This window comes from Micromonospora sp. NPDC047707, assembly GCF_040704235.1.
Classification (GTDB): Bacteria; Actinomycetota; Actinomycetes; order Mycobacteriales; family Micromonosporaceae; genus Micromonospora.
On record NZ_JBEYSU010000005.1, the window covers coordinates 34,784 to 54,115 of the forward strand.

At 73.6% G+C, this 19,332-nt stretch carries 21 protein-coding genes and 1 other RNA gene; 14 read left to right on the forward strand and 8 right to left on the reverse strand.

The genetic code is table 11. The features are described 5' to 3' along the window. Positions 1 to 18: 18 nt before the first annotated feature. Positions 19 to 741, forward strand: coding sequence for an FAD:protein FMN transferase (locus AB0873_RS07175; RefSeq protein WP_366599010.1), 723 nt, complete (start codon positions 19 to 21; stop codon positions 739 to 741). A 327-nt stretch (positions 742 to 1,068) separates the two neighbouring features. Here the strand turns inward: AB0873_RS07175 and AB0873_RS07180 are convergent, their stop codons facing one another. Continuing rightward, on the reverse strand, positions 1,069 to 1,740 hold the full coding sequence (locus tag AB0873_RS07180) for a bifunctional DNA primase/polymerase (RefSeq protein ID WP_155330914.1): 672 nt from the start codon (positions 1,738 to 1,740) through the stop codon (positions 1,069 to 1,071). 246 nt (positions 1,741 to 1,986) lie between these two features. Between AB0873_RS07180 and AB0873_RS07185 the strand changes: the two genes are divergently transcribed. The 5 genes from AB0873_RS07185 (at position 1,987) to AB0873_RS07205 (ending at position 6,732) form a co-directional block, all read left to right on the forward strand. Then, positions 1,987 to 3,213 (forward strand): helix-turn-helix domain-containing protein, encoded by a 1,227-nt coding sequence (locus AB0873_RS07185; protein ID WP_366598827.1) that lies wholly within the window; start codon positions 1,987 to 1,989, stop codon positions 3,211 to 3,213. A 16-nt stretch (positions 3,214 to 3,229) separates the two neighbouring features. Beyond that, positions 3,230 to 3,805 (forward strand): flavoprotein, encoded by a 576-nt coding sequence (locus AB0873_RS07190; RefSeq protein ID WP_366598828.1) that lies wholly within the window; start codon positions 3,230 to 3,232, stop codon positions 3,803 to 3,805. Positions 3,806 to 3,959: 154 nt separating this feature from the next. Next, positions 3,960 to 4,796: a Nif3-like dinuclear metal center hexameric protein gene (locus AB0873_RS07195; protein ID WP_366599011.1), complete on the forward strand. Its 837-nt coding sequence runs from the start codon at positions 3,960 to 3,962 to the stop codon at positions 4,794 to 4,796. Continuing rightward, positions 4,786 to 5,523: a C4-type zinc ribbon domain-containing protein gene (locus AB0873_RS07200; RefSeq protein ID WP_366598829.1), complete on the forward strand. Its 738-nt coding sequence runs from the start codon at positions 4,786 to 4,788 to the stop codon at positions 5,521 to 5,523. Before AB0873_RS07195 ends, AB0873_RS07200 begins: the two co-directional genes overlap by 11 nt. 3 nt (positions 5,524 to 5,526) lie before the next feature. Continuing rightward, positions 5,527 to 6,732: a bifunctional RNase H/acid phosphatase gene (locus AB0873_RS07205; protein ID WP_366598830.1), complete on the forward strand. Its 1,206-nt coding sequence runs from the start codon at positions 5,527 to 5,529 to the stop codon at positions 6,730 to 6,732. A 42-nt stretch (positions 6,733 to 6,774) separates the two neighbouring features. On the opposite strand, the gene AB0873_RS07210 is transcribed toward AB0873_RS07205, so the two are convergent. Continuing rightward, positions 6,775 to 7,632 carry an alpha/beta hydrolase gene (locus AB0873_RS07210; protein ID WP_366598831.1) on the reverse strand — a complete coding sequence of 286 codons (858 nt, stop codon included), beginning with the start codon at positions 7,630 to 7,632 and terminating at the stop codon, positions 6,775 to 6,777. Positions 7,633 to 7,792: 160 nt separating this feature from the next. Here AB0873_RS07210 and AB0873_RS07215 point away from each other — a divergent pair, with 160 nt between their 5' ends. Further along, complete coding sequence (locus AB0873_RS07215) at positions 7,793 to 8,035, forward strand: DUF3311 domain-containing protein (protein ID WP_366598832.1); 243 nt, start codon at positions 7,793 to 7,795, stop codon at positions 8,033 to 8,035. Beyond that, positions 8,035 to 9,684 carry a monocarboxylate uptake permease MctP gene (gene mctP, locus AB0873_RS07220; protein WP_155330922.1) on the forward strand — a complete coding sequence of 550 codons (1,650 nt, stop codon included), beginning with the start codon at positions 8,035 to 8,037 and terminating at the stop codon, positions 9,682 to 9,684. Before AB0873_RS07215 ends, mctP begins: the two co-directional genes overlap by 1 nt. 126 nt (positions 9,685 to 9,810) lie before the next feature. Here mctP and AB0873_RS07225 read toward each other — a convergent pair whose 3' ends face one another. Next, positions 9,811 to 10,572 carry a sulfite exporter TauE/SafE family protein gene (locus tag AB0873_RS07225; RefSeq protein ID WP_155330923.1) on the reverse strand — a complete coding sequence of 254 codons (762 nt, stop codon included), beginning with the start codon at positions 10,570 to 10,572 and terminating at the stop codon, positions 9,811 to 9,813. Positions 10,573 to 10,805: 233 nt separating this feature from the next. Between AB0873_RS07225 and rnpB the strand changes: the two genes are divergently transcribed. Beyond that, positions 10,806 to 11,218: RNase P RNA component class A (gene rnpB / locus AB0873_RS07230), an RNA gene on the forward strand. 349 nt (positions 11,219 to 11,567) lie between these two features. On the opposite strand, the gene AB0873_RS07235 is transcribed toward rnpB, so the two are convergent. Both AB0873_RS07235 and AB0873_RS07240 read right to left on the reverse strand, forming a co-directional pair. Then, positions 11,568 to 11,759 (reverse strand): hypothetical protein, encoded by a 192-nt coding sequence (locus AB0873_RS07235; protein ID WP_366598833.1) that lies wholly within the window; start codon positions 11,757 to 11,759, stop codon positions 11,568 to 11,570. A gap of 134 nt (positions 11,760 to 11,893) precedes the next feature. Then, positions 11,894 to 12,064, reverse strand: coding sequence for a hypothetical protein (locus AB0873_RS07240; RefSeq protein WP_366598834.1), 171 nt, complete (start codon positions 12,062 to 12,064; stop codon positions 11,894 to 11,896). A gap of 272 nt (positions 12,065 to 12,336) precedes the next feature. Between AB0873_RS07240 and AB0873_RS07245 the strand changes: the two genes are divergently transcribed. Beyond that, positions 12,337 to 13,008 carry an alpha/beta hydrolase gene (locus AB0873_RS07245; protein ID WP_366598835.1) on the forward strand — a complete coding sequence of 224 codons (672 nt, stop codon included), beginning with the start codon at positions 12,337 to 12,339 and terminating at the stop codon, positions 13,006 to 13,008. Positions 13,009 to 13,175: 167 nt separating this feature from the next. Further along, positions 13,176 to 13,394, forward strand: coding sequence for a hypothetical protein (locus tag AB0873_RS07250; RefSeq protein WP_366598836.1), 219 nt, complete (start codon positions 13,176 to 13,178; stop codon positions 13,392 to 13,394). Between the two features lie 298 nt (positions 13,395 to 13,692). Here the strand turns inward: AB0873_RS07250 and AB0873_RS07255 are convergent, their stop codons facing one another. From AB0873_RS07255 to AB0873_RS07265, 3 genes are read right to left on the reverse strand one after another with little or no spacing between them, the layout of a single operon-like run. Continuing rightward, on the reverse strand, positions 13,693 to 14,490 hold the full coding sequence (locus AB0873_RS07255; RefSeq protein WP_366598837.1) for a nucleotidyltransferase domain-containing protein: 798 nt from the start codon (positions 14,488 to 14,490) through the stop codon (positions 13,693 to 13,695). Continuing rightward, positions 14,487 to 14,972, reverse strand: coding sequence for an NUDIX domain-containing protein (locus AB0873_RS07260; RefSeq protein WP_155330928.1), 486 nt, complete (start codon positions 14,970 to 14,972; stop codon positions 14,487 to 14,489). Before AB0873_RS07260 ends, AB0873_RS07255 begins: the two co-directional genes overlap by 4 nt. Before the next feature lie 19 nt (positions 14,973 to 14,991). Next, complete coding sequence (locus AB0873_RS07265; RefSeq protein WP_366598838.1) at positions 14,992 to 16,257, reverse strand: M48 family metalloprotease; 1,266 nt, start codon at positions 16,255 to 16,257, stop codon at positions 14,992 to 14,994. Between the two features lie 223 nt (positions 16,258 to 16,480). On the opposite strand from AB0873_RS07265, the gene AB0873_RS07270 reads away from it, so the two are divergent. The 3 genes from AB0873_RS07270 to AB0873_RS07280 all read left to right on the forward strand — a co-directional run bounded on the left by AB0873_RS07270 (position 16,481) and on the right by AB0873_RS07280 (position 19,330). After that, positions 16,481 to 16,684 (forward strand): hypothetical protein, encoded by a 204-nt coding sequence (locus AB0873_RS07270; protein ID WP_168001362.1) that lies wholly within the window; start codon positions 16,481 to 16,483, stop codon positions 16,682 to 16,684. A gap of 76 nt (positions 16,685 to 16,760) precedes the next feature. Beyond that, the gene (locus AB0873_RS07275) at positions 16,761 to 17,609 is read left to right on the forward strand and encodes a histone (RefSeq protein WP_366598839.1); all 849 of its coding nucleotides are present in this window, start codon (positions 16,761 to 16,763) and stop codon (positions 17,607 to 17,609) included. Between the two features lie 287 nt (positions 17,610 to 17,896). Continuing rightward, positions 17,897 to 19,330, forward strand: coding sequence for an RNB domain-containing ribonuclease (locus AB0873_RS07280; protein WP_366598840.1), 1,434 nt, complete (start codon positions 17,897 to 17,899; stop codon positions 19,328 to 19,330). Positions 19,331 to 19,332: the final 2 nt, after the last annotated feature.

Sequence of the window (19,332 nt, forward strand, 5' to 3'; positions counted from 1 at the left end):
CGCCGGGTCGAGCAGGTCATGGGTACGCCGATCAGCCTCGACCTCGCCGACGACCTGCCCCGCGCCGAGCTGGACGAACTGGCCGACGAGGTCTTCCGCTGGCTCCGGGAGGTGGACGCCCGGTTCAGCACGTACCGGGCCGACAGCGAGGTGTGCCGCTTCGACCGGGGGGAGCTGCTGCTGTCGGAGGCGTCGGCGGACCTGCGGCTGGTGCTGCAGCGCTGCGCCGACCTGTGGGGCGCCACCGACGGGTTCTTCGACGCGTACGCCACCGGCGGCCTCGACCCGTCCGGCTACGTCAAGGGCTGGGCCGCCCAGGTCGCCTCGGACCGGCTGCTCGCCGCCGGTTCGGCCAACCACTGCCTCAACGCGGGCGGCGACGTACGCGTTCGCGGGTTGTCCGCCTCCGGCCGGCCGTGGCGGGTCGGCGTCCGGCACCCGTGGGACCCGATGGCCACCTGCCTGGTGCTCACCGGCTCCGACCTGGCCGTCGCCACGTCCGGCGGCTACGAGCGCGGCCACCACGTGCTCGACCCGCGCCGGGGGGCGCCGGCCCGGGGGCTGCGGTCGGTCACCGTGGTCGGCACCGACCTGGGGCTCGCGGACGCGTACGCCACGGCGGCCGTCGCCATGGGTGTGGCCGGCGTGGGCTGGCTCGACCGGCTGGCCGGCCACCGGCACGCGATCGTCACCGACGACGGCCGCCTCCTGCACTCGACGGGCCTTCCCCTGGCACCCTGATCCGGCCCGTCGGTGGCTGGACTCAGCGGGCGGGGCGGCGGGTGCCCGCGGGGCGGGAGCCGAGTGGACGGGGCCGGCCGGGACGGGAGCCCGCCGGTCGGGTGCCGGCCCAGCGGTACCGGGGCCGGTGGTGGCGTGGCGGCTCGGCGCCGCCCGGCTCGCGCCTGGTGTCGTCGGTGGACATGCAAACCCCCCGCTCGTGGCGCGTCCGCGCCGTCACCAGGTCCAACGAGCCGGACCGCCCGGACGACGCTGCCGTCCGCGGGCTCACCTGGCCGACCGTCGGGGCGACGCTGCGGGCCGCGGGCGGCCGGCCGGCGCTGCGTCTCAGCGGCCCCGGCGGGGCAGTGGCAGGTGACCGGGGAGCAGTTCGGCGACGAGCGTGACCCCGCTCGCCTGTAACTCCCCGATCAGGGTGTTCTGCAACAGGTACGAGTCGGGCAGTTGCCAGCGCGCCTGCTCCGGCGCGACCACCCAGCGGACGGTGCCCTCGGGCAGCCGGGTCGGGGGCGCCGGGATCCACGAGCCCGGCCCGTGCCGGACGACGTGGAAGCAGTGGTCCAGTTCGGGTCGCAGCGGGTCGCCGGGGCGGACCAGGAACATCCAGCGACCGGTGGGGGTGGCCAGCACCGGCCCGCGGACGGCGAGGCCCGCCGGATGGTTCTCCATGGCCGCGAGCACCTGCCGGCCGAGGTGCGCCGGCACCTCCAGCACGTCGAACGCCCGGCCGGTGGGGAGCAGCACCCCGTGCGGACGGGCGCGCCACCACGTCGCCACCCGGGCCGGGTCGGCGCTCGCGGCGTGCTCCCAGTCCTCCAGGGCCGGGTGGCAGCCGACGGTGGGGCAGCCGGCCCGGCCGCACACGAAGCGGCTGCGGGCCAGGCACGCACCGGGCGTCACCTCCCAGCCGTGCAGCGCGTAGCGTACGGCGACCCGGCGCAGCCGTACCCGCTCCAGAGGCGACAGTTGAGCGACGCGTGGTCCGACATTCCCCCACATGTGTGCGATCTCCCCTCGTCGGACCCGGCCGGTGCACAGGTGGCACGTCGAACACCGTCACTGCCGTAACCCGCGGTCGTTGAGTTGACGAACGGCTGATGCAACTTGCACGAAAACTACGAGGATCAGCCGTACGGCTGACGCACACACTGTGCGACCAGCGAAAACCTGAACACGAAGCGTCGCGCCCGAGGAGAACCCCCGGCCCACCGGCCGGTGTGGACGGCACAGGGGAGGGATGGGGAGATGGACGAGTTACCCATAGGGCGGCGGGTGGCCTACTGGCGGGGGCGGCGCAAGATGTCGCAGCAGGTCTTCGCGGACCGGCTGGGCAAGTCGAAGAGCTGGGTGGACAAGGTCGAGCGTGGAGTGCGCCGGCTCGACAAGTTCTCCGTCCTGTACGAGATCGCCGACATCCTCCAGGTCGACGTCCAACTGCTGCTCGGCAAGGACCCGGAGCGGCGTACCGACGCGTTGAACTGCATCGACCAGGTCGAGGTCCAGGAGATCCGGGCCGCCCTGGAGCGGTACGACTCGATGAGCGCCTACTTCGACGCGGCGCCGTACCCGCCGCCGCTGGCGGACATGCGCAAGGCCGTCACCCACGCCTGGCTGACCTACCAGTACGGCCGCTACGGGATGCTCACCCGGGCGCTGCCGAAGCTGCTGCGCGACGCGCAGGCGGCCGACGCCGGCTTCGGCGGGGACGACGGCCGGACGGCGGCCCACCTGCTCGGGCAGGTCTACCAGATCGCCTCGTCGGTCCTGCGCAAGCTCGGGGAGTGCGACCTGGCCTGGCTGGCCGCCGACCGGTCCATGGCGGTCGCCCAGCGCGCGGACGACCCGCTACTGGCCGGCATCGCCACCACCCGGGTCTGCAACGCGCTCGTGGCGATGGGCCGGCCCCGTCCGGCCCTGGAGCTGAACGTCACGATCGCGAACCGGCTGGCGCCGGGCGGCGGCAACGACGCCTCGCCGGACCGCCTGTCGGTGTACGGCATGCTGCTGCTCCAGGGCGCGATGGCCGCCTCCCGGATCGGCGACTCGGCCACCGTGGACGACCTGCTGGGCGGCGCCGACGAGGCGGCCACCCTGCTCGGCGGCGACCAGAACCACTACTGGACGTCGTTCGGCCCGACCAATGTGGAGCTGCACCGCGCCGCGGCGGCCGTGGAGCTGGGCGACGGCGGCCGGGCGGTGGAGATTCACCAGCGCATCCCGGAGCCGGCCTTCAGCGGGCTGCTCCCCGAACGCCGGGCGCACCACCTGCTCGACATCGCGCGGGGCTTCGCCCAGGTCGGGGACGTGGCGAACGCCGGTGAGGTGCTCCTGCGCGGCGACCGGCTGGCCCCGTCGGAGATTCGCTGCCGCCCGATCGCCCACGAGGTGATGTCGGACATCCTGCGTCGCACACGTGGTGCGCCGCCTTCTCCGATCGCGGAGTTGGCTGAGCACATGGGAGTAGGGGTATGAGCGCGGAGCCGGTCTGATGGCCGGCCCGCACCAGAGTGAGCACCGCGAGGTGCTCTACGTCATCGTCTGCGGCTCGCCGCTGGCGCGGCACGTCGGCCGGCTCGTCGAGCTGGCCCAGCGGGACGGGTGGGAGGTCTGCGCGGTCACCACGCCGGACGGTGCGAAGTTCATCGACCGGCCGGCGCTGGCCCGCCAGACCGGGCACCCGGTGCGTACGCACTACAAGAACCCGGGCGACCCGGACGTCCTGCCGCCGGCCGACGCGATGATCGTCTGCCCGGCGACGGTGAACACGGTCAACAAGTGGGCGGCCGGCATCGCCGACACCCTGGCCCTCGGGCTCCTCGTCGAGGCCCAGGGGCTGGGGGTGCCGCTGGTGGTGGTGCCGTACACGAACGCGGCGATGGCCGCGCACCCGGCGTTCCGGGCGGGTCTCGGCCGGCTGACCGAGTGGGGTGTGACCGTGCTGTTCGGCGACCACGTCGTCCCGTTGCACCCGCCGGGCTCCGGCGAGCGCCACCTGCACGCCTTCCCCTGGGAGGTCGCGGTGGCCGCGCTGCGGGACCGGTCACCGGCGGCCTCCGCCGCCTGACGGACGGCGGTCGACCGCCGGCACGGGCACGATCACCAGGGCGGTGCCGGCGGCGCGACGGGTCGCGTCCGGGTGGCGACGCGCCCCGTCGCCGCCTGCGCCGGTAAGCTGGCCCGCCGTGAGCACTCCCGCATTCCCGCCGACCGTCGCCGACGTGGTGGCGGAGCTGGAGCGGCGCTACCCGCCGGCGTGGGCCGAGGAGTGGGACCGCGTCGGGCTGGTGCTCGGCGAGCCGTGCGCGCCGGTCCGGCGGGTGCTCTGCGTGGTTGACGTCGTGCCGGAGACGGTCGCCGAGGCGGTCGACGCCGGGGTCGACATGATCGTCGCCCACCATCCGCTGCTGCTGCGCGGGGTGTCGTCGGTCGCCCCGACCACGTACAAGGGGCGGATCATCCACCGCCTGATCAAGGCGGACATCGCGCTCTACGTGGCGCACACCAACGCGGACGTGGCCGAACCGGGCGTTTCCGACGCGCTCGCCGCCCGGTTCGGGCTGACCGGGCTGCGCCCGCTGCACCGGCCCGCCCCGGGCTCGCCCGCGCACGGCGACGGCCGGGGGATCGGCCGGATCGGCGAACTCCCCGAGCCGATGACCCTCGCCGAGCTGACCCGTTACGCGGCCGCCGTGCTGCCCGCCACCGCCTGGGGCGTCCGAGCCGCCGGCGACCCGGGACGCATCGTGCGTACCCTCGCCGTCAGCGGCGGCTCCGGCGACAGCTTCCTCGGCGACGCGACCGCCGCCGGGGTGGACGCCTTCCTCACCGCCGACCTGCGGCACCACCCCGCCGGTGAACACCTGGCCACCGGCGGGCCCGCCCTGCTCGACGCCGCCCACTGGGCGACCGAACGACCCTGGCTGGACGACCTGGCCGCGCTCCTGCGGGAGACGACCGGGGTCGAGACGCTGGTGTCCGACCTGGACACCGACCCGTGGACCGTACACGCCGCCCCACCCGCGGCGGACGACAAGGAGCCCGACCGTGAAGGCTGACCCGAACGTCCAGCGCCGCCTGCTCGACCTGGCGGCGATCGACACCGCCCTCGCCCAGCTCGCCCACCGCCGCCGGGCCCTGCCCGAGCGGGCCGAGCTGGAGGCCCTCGCCCGGGAGTTGTCCGCGCTGGAGGACGAGCGCGTCCGCGCCCAGGTCGCCGTGGACGACCTGGACCGGGACATCGCCCGGCTGGAGAAGGACATCGACCAGGTCCGCGCCCGCAAGAGCAAGGACGAGGACCGGCTCGCCGCCGGTACCGGCCCGGCCCGGGAGCTGGAGGCCCTCCAGCACGAACTGGCCTCCCTCAACCGTCGTCAGGGCGACCTGGAGGACGCCGAGCTGGAGCTGATGGAGCAGCGGGAGACCGCGCAGGGCGTCCTCGACGGCGTCGAGAAGCGGATCGCGGAGGCACGGGAGAAGCGGGCCGCCGTCGAGCAGCGCCGCGACGAGAGCCTGGCCGGGATCGCCAAGGAGGAGGAGTTCAAGCGGGGCGCGCGGCAGCCGCTCGCCGGCGACCTCCCCGCCGACCTGGTCACGCTCTACGACCGGATTCGGGAGGACACCGGCCTCGGGGCGGCCCTGCTCACCGCCGGGCGGTGCGGCGGGTGCCGGCTGGAGCTGTCCGGCGCCGACCTGGCCCGGATCCGCAAGGCGGACCCGGACGACGTGGTGCGCTGCGAGGAGTGCCGCCGGATCATGGTCCGCACCAACGAGTCCGGTCTGTAGTCGATGGCGCCGCGCGTGGTCGTCGTCGAGGCCGACGGCGGGTCCCGGGGCAATCCCGGCCCCGCCGGGTACGGTGCGGTCGTCCGGGACCGGGACACCGGTGAGGTGCTGGCCGAGCGCTCGGAGGCGATCGGCACCGCGACCAACAACGTCGCCGAGTACCGGGGCCTGATCGCCGGGCTGGAGGCCGCCGCCGAGCTGGGCGCCGGCGAGGTCGAGGCCCGGATGGACTCCAAGCTCGTGGTCGAGCAGATGTGCGGCCGCTGGCAGATCAAGCACCCCGGACTGCGCCCCCTCGCCGCCCAGGCGGCCGGGCTGGTCGGCCGGTTCGCCGCCGTCCGGTTCACCTGGATCCCCCGCGAGCGCAACCGGCACGCCGACGCGCTGGCCAACGCCGCGATGGACGCCGCCGCCGGTGCCCCGGCGCGCCCGGCGCGCCCCGCCGAGCCTCCCCGCGAGGTCGCCGCACCCGACTCGCCGGCGCGGGCGGCGGCCCGCGAGGCGGCGGCCCGCGCGGCCACCGCGCGGACCACCGGCACCGACCCGGCGACCGCTCCCGCCTCCTGGGAGCCGCGGCCCAGCTTCACCGCCACCCGCCTGGTCCTGGTCCGGCACGGCGAAACCGAGTACACCGAGCAGCGCCGCTACTCCGGTCGCGGCGACGTGCCGCTGTCCGCGCGCGGCCGGGCCCAGGTCAAGGCCACGGCCACCCGGGTCGCCGCGCTGGCCCCGTCCGTCGCGGCCGTGGTCAGCTCACCCCTGTCCCGGTGTACGCACACCGCCGAGGCCATCGCCGCCGCGCTCGGCGGCCTTCCGGTACGCCTCGACGACGACCTCATCGAGTGCGACTTCGGCGCGTGGGAGGGGCGGACCTTCGCCGAGGTACGCGAGGGCTGGGCGGGAGAGATGGACGCCTGGCTCGCCTCCACGAAGGTCGCGCCGCCGGACGGCGAGTCGTTCGCCGAGGTCGCCGCGCGCAGCCGCCGTGCGGTCGACGGGCTGCGGCAGGCGTACCGGGGGGAGACCGTCGTCGTGGTCTCGCACGTGTCGCCGATCAAGCTGATCCTGCGCGACGCGCTCGGGGCCGGTGACACCCTCCTGCACCGGCTGTTCCTCGACGCCGCCGGCATCTCGGTGGTGGACCTGTGGCCGGACGGCGGTGTCGCCGTCCGCTCGGTCAACGAGACCGCCCACCTCCCGGCCGACTGAGTCGGCGGCGGTCGGGTACGGCGCCGGTTCGGCGACCGCCGCTCAGTCGGCGAGGAACCGCTCCACGGTGCCGGCGAACTCGTTCGGCTCGTCGACGAACGGTACGTGGCTGGACCGGGGCAGCACCACCAGTTCGGCGTTCGGCAGCAGCTCGGCCAACTCGTGGGCGAACTCCGGCGTCGGCGCGGGGTCCAGCGCGCCGGCCACCACCAGGGTGGGCACTCCCACCTCGGTCAGCGCCGCCCGGAGGGCGTCCCGGTCGACGTCGACGCCGGCGTAGAAGCCGACGGCCGCTGCCGGCGCCCGGTCGTGCTCCTGGGCCTCGGCGTGCGCCCGTGCCCGCTCGGTCCACTCGCCGTACAGGAACGGGGCGGCGGCCAGCCGCAGCGGCGCGATCTCGGTGTCGTCGGCGCCACGCTTGAGCGCCTCCCCCCACGCGTCCATCGCCGCCGTCGCTTCGGCGTACCAGGGCTCGGCGGAGCGGCCGGCGAGCGCCTCCGCCATGCCCACCGGCGCCGAGGCCAGCAGGCGCAGGCTCGGCGTGACCAGCACCAGCCGGCGGAGCCGGTGGGCGAACCGGGTGGCGTACAGGTGCGCGACACTGGCGCCGGCCGAGTGGGCGAGCAGGTCCATCCGGTCCAGTCCCAGGTGGGCGCGGAACGCCTCGACGTCGTCGACGACCCGGTCGCAGCGGTAGCTCGACGGGTCCGCCGGCACCGCGGAGCCGCCGGTGCCCCGGCTGTCGAGCAGCAGCAGCGTCCGGCCCGCGGACAGGCCGCCGAGGTCGCCGAGGTAGCGCGACGCCTGGCTCGGGCCGCCCGGCAGGCAGACCAGCGGCGGGCCGTCGCCGAGGCGGTGGTAGGCGAGGGTCGTGCCGTCGTACGAGGAGAAGGTCGGCATCGGGGCATCGTGCCAGGTCCACACGTCCGCTGGCGCCCCGCCGTTCGGCGCACCGGATCGGCCGTTCGGCGCAGCGGGGTTCCTTGATCGAACGTGACGGCGCTCACCCGGCCGTAGCCTCCGGCCGTCACATGTCCAACCACCCACCGGAGGTGTGCCGATGGCCGCACCCGACCCGGAGACGCGGGCTACCGTGAGGACCCGGGCGAAGGACAAGAGCCCGTGGAACTGGCTCCTCTTCGTGCCGATCCTCGTCCCGCTGATCCCCGTGCTCTTCAATGCCGACTCGCCGCGGATCCTCGGCTTCCCGCGTTTCTACTGGCTCCAGCTCACGTACATCCTGCTCGGCGTCGCGACCACCACGCTCGTCTACCAGATGACGAAGAAGCGGGGTGACCGCTGATGTGGCAGGACCACCTCACCGAGATCATCATCTTCACGGCGCTGTTCCTGCTGGTCAGCGCGATGGGCTTCGTCGCGGCGCGCTGGCGCGCGCCGAAGGACATGGCCCACCTCGACGAGTGGGGGCTGGGCGGGCGCAACTTCGGCGGCTGGATCACCTGGTTCCTCGTCGGCGGTGACCTCTACACCGCGTACACCTTCGTGGCGGTGCCGGCGCTGGTGTTCGGCGCGGGCGCGATGGGCTTCTTCGCGGTGCCGTACACCATCGTGATCTACCCGCTGGTCTTCCTGGTGCTCTGCCGGCTCTGGTCGGTGTCGCACCGGCACGGCTTCGTCACCCCGGCGGACTTCGTCCGCAGCCGGTTCGACTCCCCGGTGCTGGCGCTGCTGGTGGCGATCACCGGCATCGTGGCCACCATGCCGTACATCGCGCTGCAACTGGTCGGCATCGAGGCGGTGCTCAAGACGATGGGTGTCACCGGCGAGAGCGCGTTCGCCCGGCACCTGCCGATCATCATCGCGTTCGCGATCCTGGCCGCGTACACGTACCAGTCGGGCCTGCGCGCGCCGGCGCTCATCGCGTTCGTCAAGGACACGCTGATCTACATCGTCATCCTGGTGGCGGTGCTCTGGCTGCCGTACAAGCTGGGCGGCTGGGGTTCGATCTTCGACGCGGCGGACGCGAAGTTCCAGGCCTCGCCGAACCCGAACGACGGCATCCTGCTGAACGCGAACAACCAGCTCCAGTACGTCACCCTGGCGTTCGGCTCGGCGCTGGCGCTGTTCCTCTATCCGCACAGCCTCACCGGTGTGCTGGCCAGCCGGAACCGGGACGTGATCAAGCGGAACATGTCCGCGCTGCCCGCGTACAGCCTGCTGCTGGGGCTCATCGCGCTGCTCGGCTTCATGGCCATCTCGGCCGGCGTGAAGCCCTTGCCCGGCGCCACCGAGGGCAGCGTGGACAACAACACGGTCGTGCCGGTGCTGTTCGACCAGCAGTTCCCGGACTGGTTCGCCGGCGTCGCGTACGCGGCCATCGGCATCGGCGCGCTCGTGCCGGCCGCGATCATGTCCATCGCGGCGGCGAACCTGTTCACCCGCAACATCTACAAGGAGTACCTGCGGCGCGACGCCACACCGGCGCAGGAGGCGCAGGTGTCGAAGGTGACCTCGCTGCTGGTGAAGGTCGGTGCGGTGGCCTGCATCGTCTTCCTCGACCCGCAGTTCTCCATCGACCTCCAACTGATCGGCGGCGTCATCATCCTCCAGACGCTGCCGGCGGTGGCGCTCGGCCTCTACACCCGCTGGTTCCACCGGGGCGCGCTGATCGCCGGCTGGGCGGTCGGCATGGCGCTGGGCATGTGGATGCTCTACCAGGTGTCCAGCCCGACCCGGAAGCACTTCGGCGGCTCCGCGTTCCCGCTGGAGAAGTTCGGGTTCGACACCAAGATGACCATCTACGTCGGGTTCGTGACCGTACTGGTCAACCTGGTGGTGGCGGCGCTGGTGACCCTGGCGCTGCGGGCCGGGAAGGTGCACGACGGCGGCGACGGCACCTCGCCGGACGACTACTTCGCCGACGAGGGCGACCCGCGGGTCACCCCGGGCGAGCGCCGCGGCGCCGACGCGGCCCCGGAGCCCGTCGCCTGAGGGGTAAGGAAGGGCCCCTTGTTAACGCCTGGCGTTGTACAAGGGGCCCTTCTCAACGCCTGTGCCACGGCGCGGTCGCGGCCGGCCGACGTCGCGCCGGGGCGGCCCGCTCGCGGGGGCGGCTGGTCAGCGCACCGCGCGCCAGAGCAGGTACAGCCCGATGACCGAGCCGAACACGACGATCACGGTCTTGAGCACCACCGACGGCAGCCGGCGGACCAGCCGGGCGCCGGCGTACCCCCCGACCAGCGTGGCCGGCGCGACCAGCGCGACGGCCGCCCAGTTCACCGGCCCGAACAGCGCGAACACCACCAGCGTGGTGAGCCCCACCACCGCGGACAGCAGGTTCTTGATCGCGCTGACCCGGGCCAGCGTCGCGTCCAGGACCAGCGCCAGCCCCGCGACCAGCATCACTCCGAGCGCCGCGCCGAAGTAGCCGCCGTACACCGCGCCGACCGCGACCATGGTCTGGACCGAGACGGTACGGCGGCGCGGCGACAGGTCGCGCGGGTGCCCGACCAATCGGCGCAGCGGGTCCTGGAAGGCCAGCACCGCCGTGGCGCCGAGCACCAGGAAGGGTACGACCAGCTCGAACGCCCGTGCCGGCGTGGCCAGCAGCAGCGCCGCCCCGGCCACCGCGCCGAGGACCGTGGTGGGCACCAGGATGGCCAGCGCGCGCCCGCGGGGCAGATCCTGCTGGCTGCCGGCGACGCTCGCCACGTACCCCGGGAAGACCGCGACCGAGTTGCTCACGTTGGCCGGGATCGGCGGCAGCCCGACCGCGATCATCGCCGGGAAGGTGATGAGCGAACCGCCGCCGGCCACGGCGTTCACCGTGCCCGCGGCGAGACCGGCGGCGACGAGCAGCACGGCGTCGGCGATGTCCATGATCCCGCAGGCTAGTACGCGTGCCGCGTCGTCGCCGGTCGCGGTCGGCGAGGTCACACCGGCCGTGATCCCCTCCGCGTCGCCCGGATCCGAGATCAACGCCGTGCCGCCGGCATCGGCCTGTCCGGTGCCGTGCGACACCGCTGTGCCGGCGGCACCGAGTCGATCATCCGGGCCCGTTCGGGGCGGAAATGGGGGCGGCCGCCGCGTCGTTAGGATGAGTGCGCGACGGACGAGTCGACCGGGCGGTCGCGTCGGCGGGCTGAAACCCGCCGCCGAGGAACGTCCGGACTCCACAGGGCAGGGTGGTTGCTAACGGCAACCCGGGGTGACCCGCGGGACAGTGCCACAGAAAACAGACCGCCGACCCGAAACGGGACGGTAAGGGTGAAACGGTGGGGTAAGAGCCCACCAGCACCCCGGGTGACCGGGGTGGCTCGGTAAACCCCACCCGGAGCAAGGCCAAGAAAGGGTCGCCACCGCGAGGTGACGGTCCGCGCAGACGTTCGAGGGCGGCCCGCCCGATGTCTGCGGGTAGGCCGCTGGAGCCTGTCGGTGACGGCAGGCCGAGATGGATGACCGCCGCCGGCGCGAACCCCCGGGTACGCGCCGCGCACAGAATCCGGCGTACAGGTCGACTCGTCCGTCGCCCACCAGGTCGCAGCCTCGATCAAGGCTGCGACCTCGCCGTATGTCCGGCTGTCTATGGGCGTTGGCGTCATTGTTGGCTGGCGTTCGACGCCCTGGAGACGCCCTGACGCCCTGGGGACGCCCTGATCTTGAGGGCGTGAAAGCTTGAGAGGAGCTGGCTCCGTTGCAGGAGATGCCCGATCCTCTACGTGAAGAGGTGGACCGCTTCAGGCGCTGGCGGGACGAGGGCGCTCCCGACGCGCTGGGCCTGGGGAACGGCGCCGAATGGGAGTCGAACTACCCGCACTGGAGTCCGCTTCTCGCAGCCGTGCAGACCGCCACCCATGCCTTTGAATCGGCGCGGCTCACACCACCAGGTCCAGGACCGCTAGGACAATCGACACGCCGATCCCGACCAGCGCGATGCCGGCGACGGCGCGCATGACGGCACGGGCCACCCGGCTGCCTCCGGTGCCTCCAGCAAGGCTGCCCATCATTTTCGTGCGCGCATCCACGGAGTACGGGTTGGTGCTCGTATCCAGGTAGCTGCGCTTCAACCAGTCGCGCTCGGGGGGTCGGGTCCTGAATCGTGCCCATGCACACCAGGGTGCGCCGTGGCGCAATGAGCAGGAAAGACTCCGGGCGGAGGAAGGCCAGCAGCGTCCCCTCCCGTCGCCACCCAGGTTGTCACTCACCGCTGGCGGCCCCGACGCTCGATCAGCCAGAGCGCCAGAACCGGTGGAACCGTGAACGTAGCCAGCAGCAGGACGCCTGCCGCCAAGCCGTCCCGCCACAACAGGTCAGCGGAGAACAGAATCAGGCTCGTCGGTATAGCCAGCATGATGACGGCCAGGACCTCCACGACCTGCTCCCAACGCTTACGGTCGCGCCGGCCGTGCCTCAACCCTCCTCCTTCCAACCGTCACCCGAGTTGGTCAGCCTAGCGTCGACCGTCAACGATCTGTCGGTCTGGCGCTCCGGGCTCCCCGCCCTCCGCGCCAGCCGCCGGGCATCAGGCGTGACGGCCGCAGAGCGACAGCGGCAGCGGCCGGCGCGCGCCCAGGCGGCGGTGCGTGCGGCTCGTTGCGGAACACGGCAATCCTGTCCCATCGGAAGCGAGATAAGGTCGTCCGCGTGGCGGACGCTGTCGTGATTCCCGGCGGGAGGTTCGGACCGGGTGCTCCCCTGCTGATGTATGCCGGCGATGTGGCGGAGCAGCGAGGCGCGACGGTGCACCGATACTCGTGGTCCCAGGCCCTTCCGAAGCTTGATCAGCCAGAGATCGAGGGCTGGGTCAGTGGCGAGATCGCTCCGCTGATCGACACTGTCGGCGGTCACCCACTGCTGATCGCCAAGTCGCTCGGCACGAATGCGGCAGCGATTGCCGCCGACAGATGTCTGCCCGCCGTATGGCTCACGCCCTTGCTCACCCTGCCGTGGGTGGCTGACGCGTTGGACCGTGCAACCGCGCCATTCCTGCTCGTGGGTGGCACTGCCGACAAACTGTGGGACGGTGACATCGCCCGCCGGCTGTCCCCGCACGTGCTGGAGGTGGACGGCGCGGATCACGGCATGTACGTACCTGGTCCGCTCACCGAGTCGATCGCGGTGCTCAGCCGAGTCGTGGTCGCGGTGGACGAGTTCCTCGACGCCATTGGCTGGCCGAGTTGGACACCTTGCGGCAGCGCTTCCGGCAGCGGGATGGTCATGGAAGAATTGCCCTCGGCCGGCTGCCTGCCGGCAGCACCGTCACCATCCACGTCACAGCCACCAGGCTGGCCATCGCCTGCGACGACGGCACCCTGAACCGCGATGTCCGGAGGTCGGTGCCCGACCAGTGGCCGCACCGTGCGCGGGGATGCGGAGTTTGCGACCGGGGGGACTCGATGCAAGCCCAGCCAACTTCGCCTCGGGCGTGGCGGACCTGCCTGTACGTGCCCGGATACCTTCTCGCCGCTCACGGGGTCGTCGTTGTGCTGTTGGCGCTGTTCTCGAGCTGGCTCAGCGGACTCTACATGTCGATCTATCTGCTGCCGCTCTTCGTGGTGGCCGCACCTGTGGCGTGGCTCGCCCTCGCCGTGACCCACCGCAGCCCTTGGTTCAAGCCTCGGCTGGACGCTCTCCTCGCAACCGGGTTGGGCCTGCTCGTCGCGTCGCTTCTGCTGTCTACCGCCGTGCTGTGGCCCAGGTGAGATCCTTCGGCGTCGCTGCGCCCCTGTAATATGCGCTGTTCGCTCGGCCGGGCCGAGTCGTGGTGGCGCAAGTGGACGAACAGGCGAGGGCGGTGGGTCGGCCGTCATCACCGGCGAGCTACCGCCAGGCGTGGGAGTGCTTCTCGAAGGTCGCCGGGTCGCTGTGCGGGGGGATGACGCACAGGAGGTGACCGCCGGGCGCGCGGAGGGTACGGCAGTGCCTCGGACAGGTTGGTGTACTGCTCTTCACCGGGCACCGGTCGCAGTACCCCGCCGCGTTCCCCGGAACCTGGTCGGGTCACCCGCCGGTGATCTCGGCCAGCACCCGGCGCTGGAAGTCGTGTGCCTCCGGCCCGCGCGGTGACTCGCCACCGTTGCGGGCGGCGACAGCCCGCTCCAGCAGGTCCGGTGCGTCGCCCCACGCCGGTTCCGCGCGGAGGACCCCGGCGAGCCGGCGCCCGGCATCGGCCTTGGCCAGCCACTCGCCGTGGCGGAACCGCACCAGCGCGCGGGCCGCGCCGAGCACCGCGTCCTCCGTGCCCGGCGCCGGCGCGTCGCCGGGCGGGAGGGGCCGGGCGAGCCACCAGGACAGCGCGTCGACGAGGAGCCGGCGCAGGTCGGCGGGGGACAGGTCGGCGAAGACCTCGCGGGCCGGCGGGCCGAACAGCGCGTACCCGTGCTGGTGCAGGATGCTGCGGTCCAGCCCGTACCAGAAGTGGCCGTCGGTGGCCGGCCGGTCCGCCAGGTCGTACGTGGCCCGGAACGGCATCCGCGCCCCGGTGTTCAGCTCGACCTCGAAGCCGGGTTCGGCGCTGCCGGACCGGGCGACCTCCCACCGGTAGACCACCAGCTCCAGCCCCCGGGCCGGGCACGGCAGCGCCTCGTGCCGCAGCCGCGCCACCAGGGTCCGCTTCCGTTCCTCGTCGAGGGCGTCCGCGCTGACCAGCGCGACGTCGACGTCGCTGCGAGACGGCTGGTACGCGCCCAGCCCGACCGAGCCGGCCGCGTACGCGCCGACCAGGCGGTTCCCGAGCACGGTGCGGCCGGCCGCGACCAGCCCGGTCAGGTAGCGGCGGACGTCCGCGTCCACGTTCACGTCCACGCCACCCCGGGCGGCAGGAAGCCCGCCGCCGCACCGTCGTCGAGCGCGTACCCGATGACCAGCCGCGCGTGTCGGTCCAACTCGGGCAGCCGGTCCGGCGGGAACCACCCCACGGCCATCGACTCGTCGTCGTTGACCCGCGCCGTGCCGCCCGTCAGCCGGCACCGGAATCCCAGGTTCACGAACTCGCACCGGTCCCCGTTGGGATAGGTGTGCGGGTGCGTGAGGACGCTGCTCAGCCGTACCGGTTCGACGTCCAGACCGGTCTCCTCCCGTACCTCCCGGACCACCGCTGTCGCCGGCTGCTCGCCCGGCTCCAGGACACCGCTCACCACCGACCAGCGCGCGTCGTCGGCGCGCTGCGCGAGCAACAGTTCGCCCGTGTCGTTGCGGACCACGGCGCTGACGCTCGGCAGCAGGAGGAGGTCGCGGCCCACGTGCGCGCGTAACTGCCGGATGTACTCGGGGACGCCCATCGGGCGACCCTAACCGGGTTCACCAGGCCAGGTTCCGGCGCACCGTCTCGTACTCCTTCGCCAGCTCCTCGTCGATCCGGGCCGACCGCCCTTCGGTGAGCACCACGGCCGGTTCGTGCCGCTCCCGGCCGTCGAGCATCAGCCGCCGCAGGCCGGTGGGTGGGTGGGTGGAGAACAGCGACGCCTCCTCGCGGGCCGATAGCTGCCGCAGCTGCGGCAGCCGGCCGGCGTTGGCCACCCGAGCCTCGTCGAACGCCGCCCGCCACCGTGCCGGCCCGTGCCCCGCCCGGGCCTCCCGGCGTACGGCGAGCTCCATCGACTCGACCCGCAGGGTGACGTCCAGCAGGTCCGTCGCGGCCGTTGTGCCCGCCGCCTTCGCGGACAGCTCGTCGGCCAGGTACTCGGCCCGCTGGCTGTCCCGCAGCGCGACGCACACCAGCACCAGGTGCAGTGCGAACAGCAGGCGGGACAGGGGCCACTGGAGCACCCGTCCGAGGGCCGCGCCGACCATCTCGACGAGGCCGCGCTCGGTCGACGGTGCCGGGCGGAGCAGGTCCGCCGCCGATCCGAGCGTGGTGAACGCGGGCTGGGTGAGCAGCATACGCCGCGGGTCTCCGTTGACGAAGTGCCCCAACTCGTGCCCCAGCAGGGCGACCCGTTCCTGCGGGCCGAGGGCCCCCCAGTAGGGCAGCCCGAGGCACAGCACCCGGCGGCGACGGACGCCGACCGCCTGCGCGTACGCGTTCAGGTCGTCGTCGACCGCGATGACGTCGGGCGCCGGGCTGCCCACCGCCCGCGCCACCTCCTCCACCAGGCCGAACAGTTCGGGCGCGCGGTCGCGGGACAGGACCTCCGCGTACGGGTCGAGCCGACCGAACCGGGGCCGAAGTCCGATGGCCAGGGCGAGCAACGGTACGGCGAGCAGGATCGACGGGCCCGGGAATGGATGACCGACGACCAACCAGATCCCGGTGCCGGCGAGGGTCGCCACCCCGAGGAACAGCACCACCGAGGCGACTGTCGTGATGACGGTCGCCGCTCCCGCACCGGTGGCATCGAGCGGGCGTCCCAGCAGCCGGTCGAACTGCCGGCGGGTCATCCGGTAGCCGAGGTGGTGCGCCCGGCGGTCCAGCCACCGCCAGCCGAAGAGCGGGCGGCTCCGCTTCTCGTCGTACGCCTCCAGGTTCCACTCGCACGACGGGCACCACGGCGTCGCTTCGAGCTGGGAGACCGCGGCCTTGCCACATCGCGGGCACGTGCCGTCGACCGCCGTCGTGTCGATCATGAGCGCCGATTGTGCCGACGGGCTCCCCGTGGCGGTACCGGCCGTTCAGCCGATGCCCGCCAGGCGGCGGCGGGCGAGTGGGCGCGTGGTGTCGCCCGGGTCCGTCGGTGGCTGTTTTCGCTGTTCGCGCCCCCTATGGCCGGGAGCACGTCTACTGTGGAGATCATCGGCGACTTGCGGTGTTCCGGTGGCGGCCGGGTGGATCGCGGTGCACAGTGATCCCATGAGCGACAGCGGAATCGGGGGGCACTACTACTGGTGCACCCGACACCACCGGGTCGAGACCGATGCCGACGTGTGCCCCGCCCGGCACGTTCTCGGGCCGTACGCCTCAGCCGCCGACGCCGAGAACGCGCTCCAGCAGGTGCGGGAGCGCAACGAAGCATGGGACGCCGAGGACGCCCGCTGGGCCGGGGAGGACAGATAGGCGGCGCGGGAGGCCCGCGTCGAGGTACCGCGTGCTCCGCGACGGTGCGGGCACGTCCCCAAGGAGGGAAACCGAGATGGCCGTAGCACAGCAGGCCACCCGCCCGGCCGCCCGCCGTACCGCCGCGAAGAAGACCGCCGCCGCGGAGCGCACCGCCGGGGCGACCCGGACGGCGCGGACGTCCTCGACGGCGGCGAAGAAGGCCCCGGCCAGCAAGGCGGCCGGCGGCGCCGGCCGGACCCCGGCGAAGAGGACCACCGCCGCGAAGGCCCCGGCGAAGCAGGCTCCCGCCAAGAAGGCTCCCGCCAAGAAGGCCCCCGGCGCGAAGAAGGCCGGCGTCGCGGCGAAGAAGACCGCCGTGGCGGCGAAGAAGGCCCCCGCCACGAAGAAGACCACGGCGGCGGCGAAGAAGACCACCACGGCCGCGGCGAAGAAGACCACCGCGACCGCGAAGAAGACCACCGCCGCGGCGAAGGGCACGGCCGCGAAGAAGACCGCCACCGCGCGGACCAAGGCCACCACGGCGGCGAAGAAGGCCCCCACGAAGACGGGGACCGCCGCCCGCAAGGTCACCTCGGGCGCGAAGAAGACCACCGCGACGGCCAAGAAGACCGCGGCGAAGAAGGCCCCCGCGAAGAAGGCCCCCGCGAAGAAGGCCCCCGCGAAGAAGGCCCCCGCCAAGAAGGCCCCCTCGACCCGACCGGCCGCCACCGCGCGGCCCACCGCGGCGAAGAAGGTCCCAGCCAAGAAGGTCACCGCCAAGAAGACGACCACGGCGGCGAAGAAGGCCCCGGCGCGGAAGACCACCGCGACCAGGACCACGGCCCGCACGACCACGGCCCGCAAGGCGCCGGCCCGCTCCGCGGCGGGCCGGGCCACCACCACCCGGGGTACGCGGGCAGTCGCCCGCAAGGCGACCGGCTGACCCCAGGCGCCGACCTCTCCGGCGGCACGTCCCGGTCCCGTCCCGCGAACGCCCCACCGGTCAGGGGCCCCCGCGCTGCCACACGATCCGGTTGCCCGGGTCGCGGTGGTGGCAGGACCGGCCGTACCGGTGGCAGGTGCCGGCCGGCGGCGGGCGGTGCCGGGGTGGCGGCGGCCTGGGCGCCGGCGCTCCGCCAGGTGCCGGTGGAAGGGCGGTGGCCGGGAGTCACGGCGGCGCTCGGTGCTGCGGGAAAGCGGTTCGGGCCGGGCGCTGTCAGGATGGACGCCGTGGTGATCCGACGTGTCCTCGCGCCCCGCATCGACTTCGGCGCACTGCGCCGCGAGCTGCACCTCCCGGGCGGTTTCCCCGCCGCGGCGCAGCGGGAGGCCGACGCCGCGGCGGCCGACCCGCCCCGGCCGGCCGTGGACCGCACCGACGTTCCGTTCGTGACGATCGACCCCGCCGGCTCGCGGGACCTCGACCAGGCGATGCACCTCGCGCGCCGGGCGGGCGGCGGCTTCCGGGTCACGTACGCGATCGCCGACGTCGCCGCCCACGTCCGCCCCGGCGGGGCGCTGGAGGAGGAGACGTGGCGGCGCGGGCAGACGGTCTACCTGCCGGACGGCACCGTGCCGCTGCACCCCGGAACGCTGAGTGAGGGAGCGGCCAGCCTGTTGCCGGGCGTCGACCGGGCCGCCGTCGTGTGGACGATCGACCTGGACGGCGACGGCGCGACGGTCGCGGTCCACCTGGAGCGGGCGCTGGTCCGCAGCCGGGCGCAGCTGGACTACGACGGCGTGCAGGCGGACGCCGACGCGGGCCGGTTGCCGGAGCCCATCGCCCTGCTGCCCGACGTCGGCGCCCTGTTGACCGCGCGCGGCCTGCGCCGGGGCGCCATCAACCTGCCGTTACCGGAGCAGGACGTGGAGCCGGACGGTGACGGCTGGCGGCTGGTGCTGCGCGGGCCGGTGCCGCTGGAGGAGCACAACGCCCAGATCTCGCTGCTGACCGGGATGGCGGCCGCCGACATCATGCTCGTCGGGCGGATCGGTCTGCTGCGGACGATGCCGGCCCCGAAACCGGAGGCGGTGGAGCGGCTGCGGGCCGCCGCCGCCCCGCTGGGCGTGCCCTGGCCGGACGGGGCGGGCCCCGGTGAGGTGATCGCCGGGTTGGACCCGACACAGCCCCGGGCGGCGGCGTTCATCGACCAGGCGGCCGAGCTGATGCGCGGCGCCGCGTACACCGCATTCGACGCCGCGCTCCCGGACCAGCCGGAGCACGGCGGTGTCGCGGCCGCGTACGCCCATGTCACGGCGCCGTTGCGGCGCCTGGCCGATCGGTACGCCACCGAGGTCTGCCTGGCCCTGCACGACGGCCGCGACGTCCCCGACTGGGCGCGGTCGGCGCTGCCGAAGCTGCCCGAGGTGATGGCGGCGACCGACCGCACCGCCTCCGCCGCCACCCGTGGCGCCGTCGAGCTCGCCGAGGCCGTGTTGCTGGAGCACCGGGTCGGGGAAACATTCGACGCGGCGGTGCTGGACGTCGACGCACCCCCGAACGGCCGGTCCCGGCCCGGCCGCCCGCCCGGTGGGACGGTGGCCCTGGACGACCCGCCGGTCCGCGCCCGCTGCGTCGGCGACCTTCCGCTGGGCGAACGGATCCGGGTCCGCCTGGTCACCGCCGACCCCACCACCCGTACGGTGGCCTTCGAGCGCGCCTGACA

What these genes read in the sequence shown, in the direction of transcription:
- AB0873_RS07175 (WP_366599010.1), top strand. Translation starts at nt 19, where the DNA reads ATGGGTACGCCGATCAGCCTCGACCTCGCCGACGACCTGCCCCGCGCC.
- AB0873_RS07180 (WP_155330914.1), bottom strand. Translation starts at nt 1,740, where the DNA reads ATGTGGGGGAATGTCGGACCACGCGTCGCTCAACTGTCGCCTCTGGAG.
- AB0873_RS07185 (WP_366598827.1), top strand. Translation starts at nt 1,987, where the DNA reads ATGGACGAGTTACCCATAGGGCGGCGGGTGGCCTACTGGCGGGGGCGG.
- AB0873_RS07190 (WP_366598828.1), top strand. Translation starts at nt 3,230, where the DNA reads ATGGCCGGCCCGCACCAGAGTGAGCACCGCGAGGTGCTCTACGTCATC.
- AB0873_RS07205 (WP_366598830.1), top strand. Translation starts at nt 5,527, where the DNA reads ATGGCGCCGCGCGTGGTCGTCGTCGAGGCCGACGGCGGGTCCCGGGGC.
- AB0873_RS07210 (WP_366598831.1), bottom strand. Translation starts at nt 7,632, where the DNA reads ATGCCGACCTTCTCCTCGTACGACGGCACGACCCTCGCCTACCACCGC.
- AB0873_RS07215 (WP_366598832.1), top strand. Translation starts at nt 7,793, where the DNA reads ATGGCCGCACCCGACCCGGAGACGCGGGCTACCGTGAGGACCCGGGCG.
- mctP (WP_155330922.1), top strand. Translation starts at nt 8,035, where the DNA reads ATGTGGCAGGACCACCTCACCGAGATCATCATCTTCACGGCGCTGTTC.
- AB0873_RS07225 (WP_155330923.1), bottom strand. Translation starts at nt 10,572, where the DNA reads ATGGACATCGCCGACGCCGTGCTGCTCGTCGCCGCCGGTCTCGCCGCG.
- AB0873_RS07260 (WP_155330928.1), bottom strand. Translation starts at nt 14,972, where the DNA reads ATGGGCGTCCCCGAGTACATCCGGCAGTTACGCGCGCACGTGGGCCGC.
- AB0873_RS07265 (WP_366598838.1), bottom strand. Translation starts at nt 16,257, where the DNA reads ATGATCGACACGACGGCGGTCGACGGCACGTGCCCGCGATGTGGCAAG.
- AB0873_RS07270 (WP_168001362.1), top strand. Translation starts at nt 16,481, where the DNA reads ATGAGCGACAGCGGAATCGGGGGGCACTACTACTGGTGCACCCGACAC.
- AB0873_RS07275 (WP_366598839.1), top strand. Translation starts at nt 16,761, where the DNA reads ATGGCCGTAGCACAGCAGGCCACCCGCCCGGCCGCCCGCCGTACCGCC.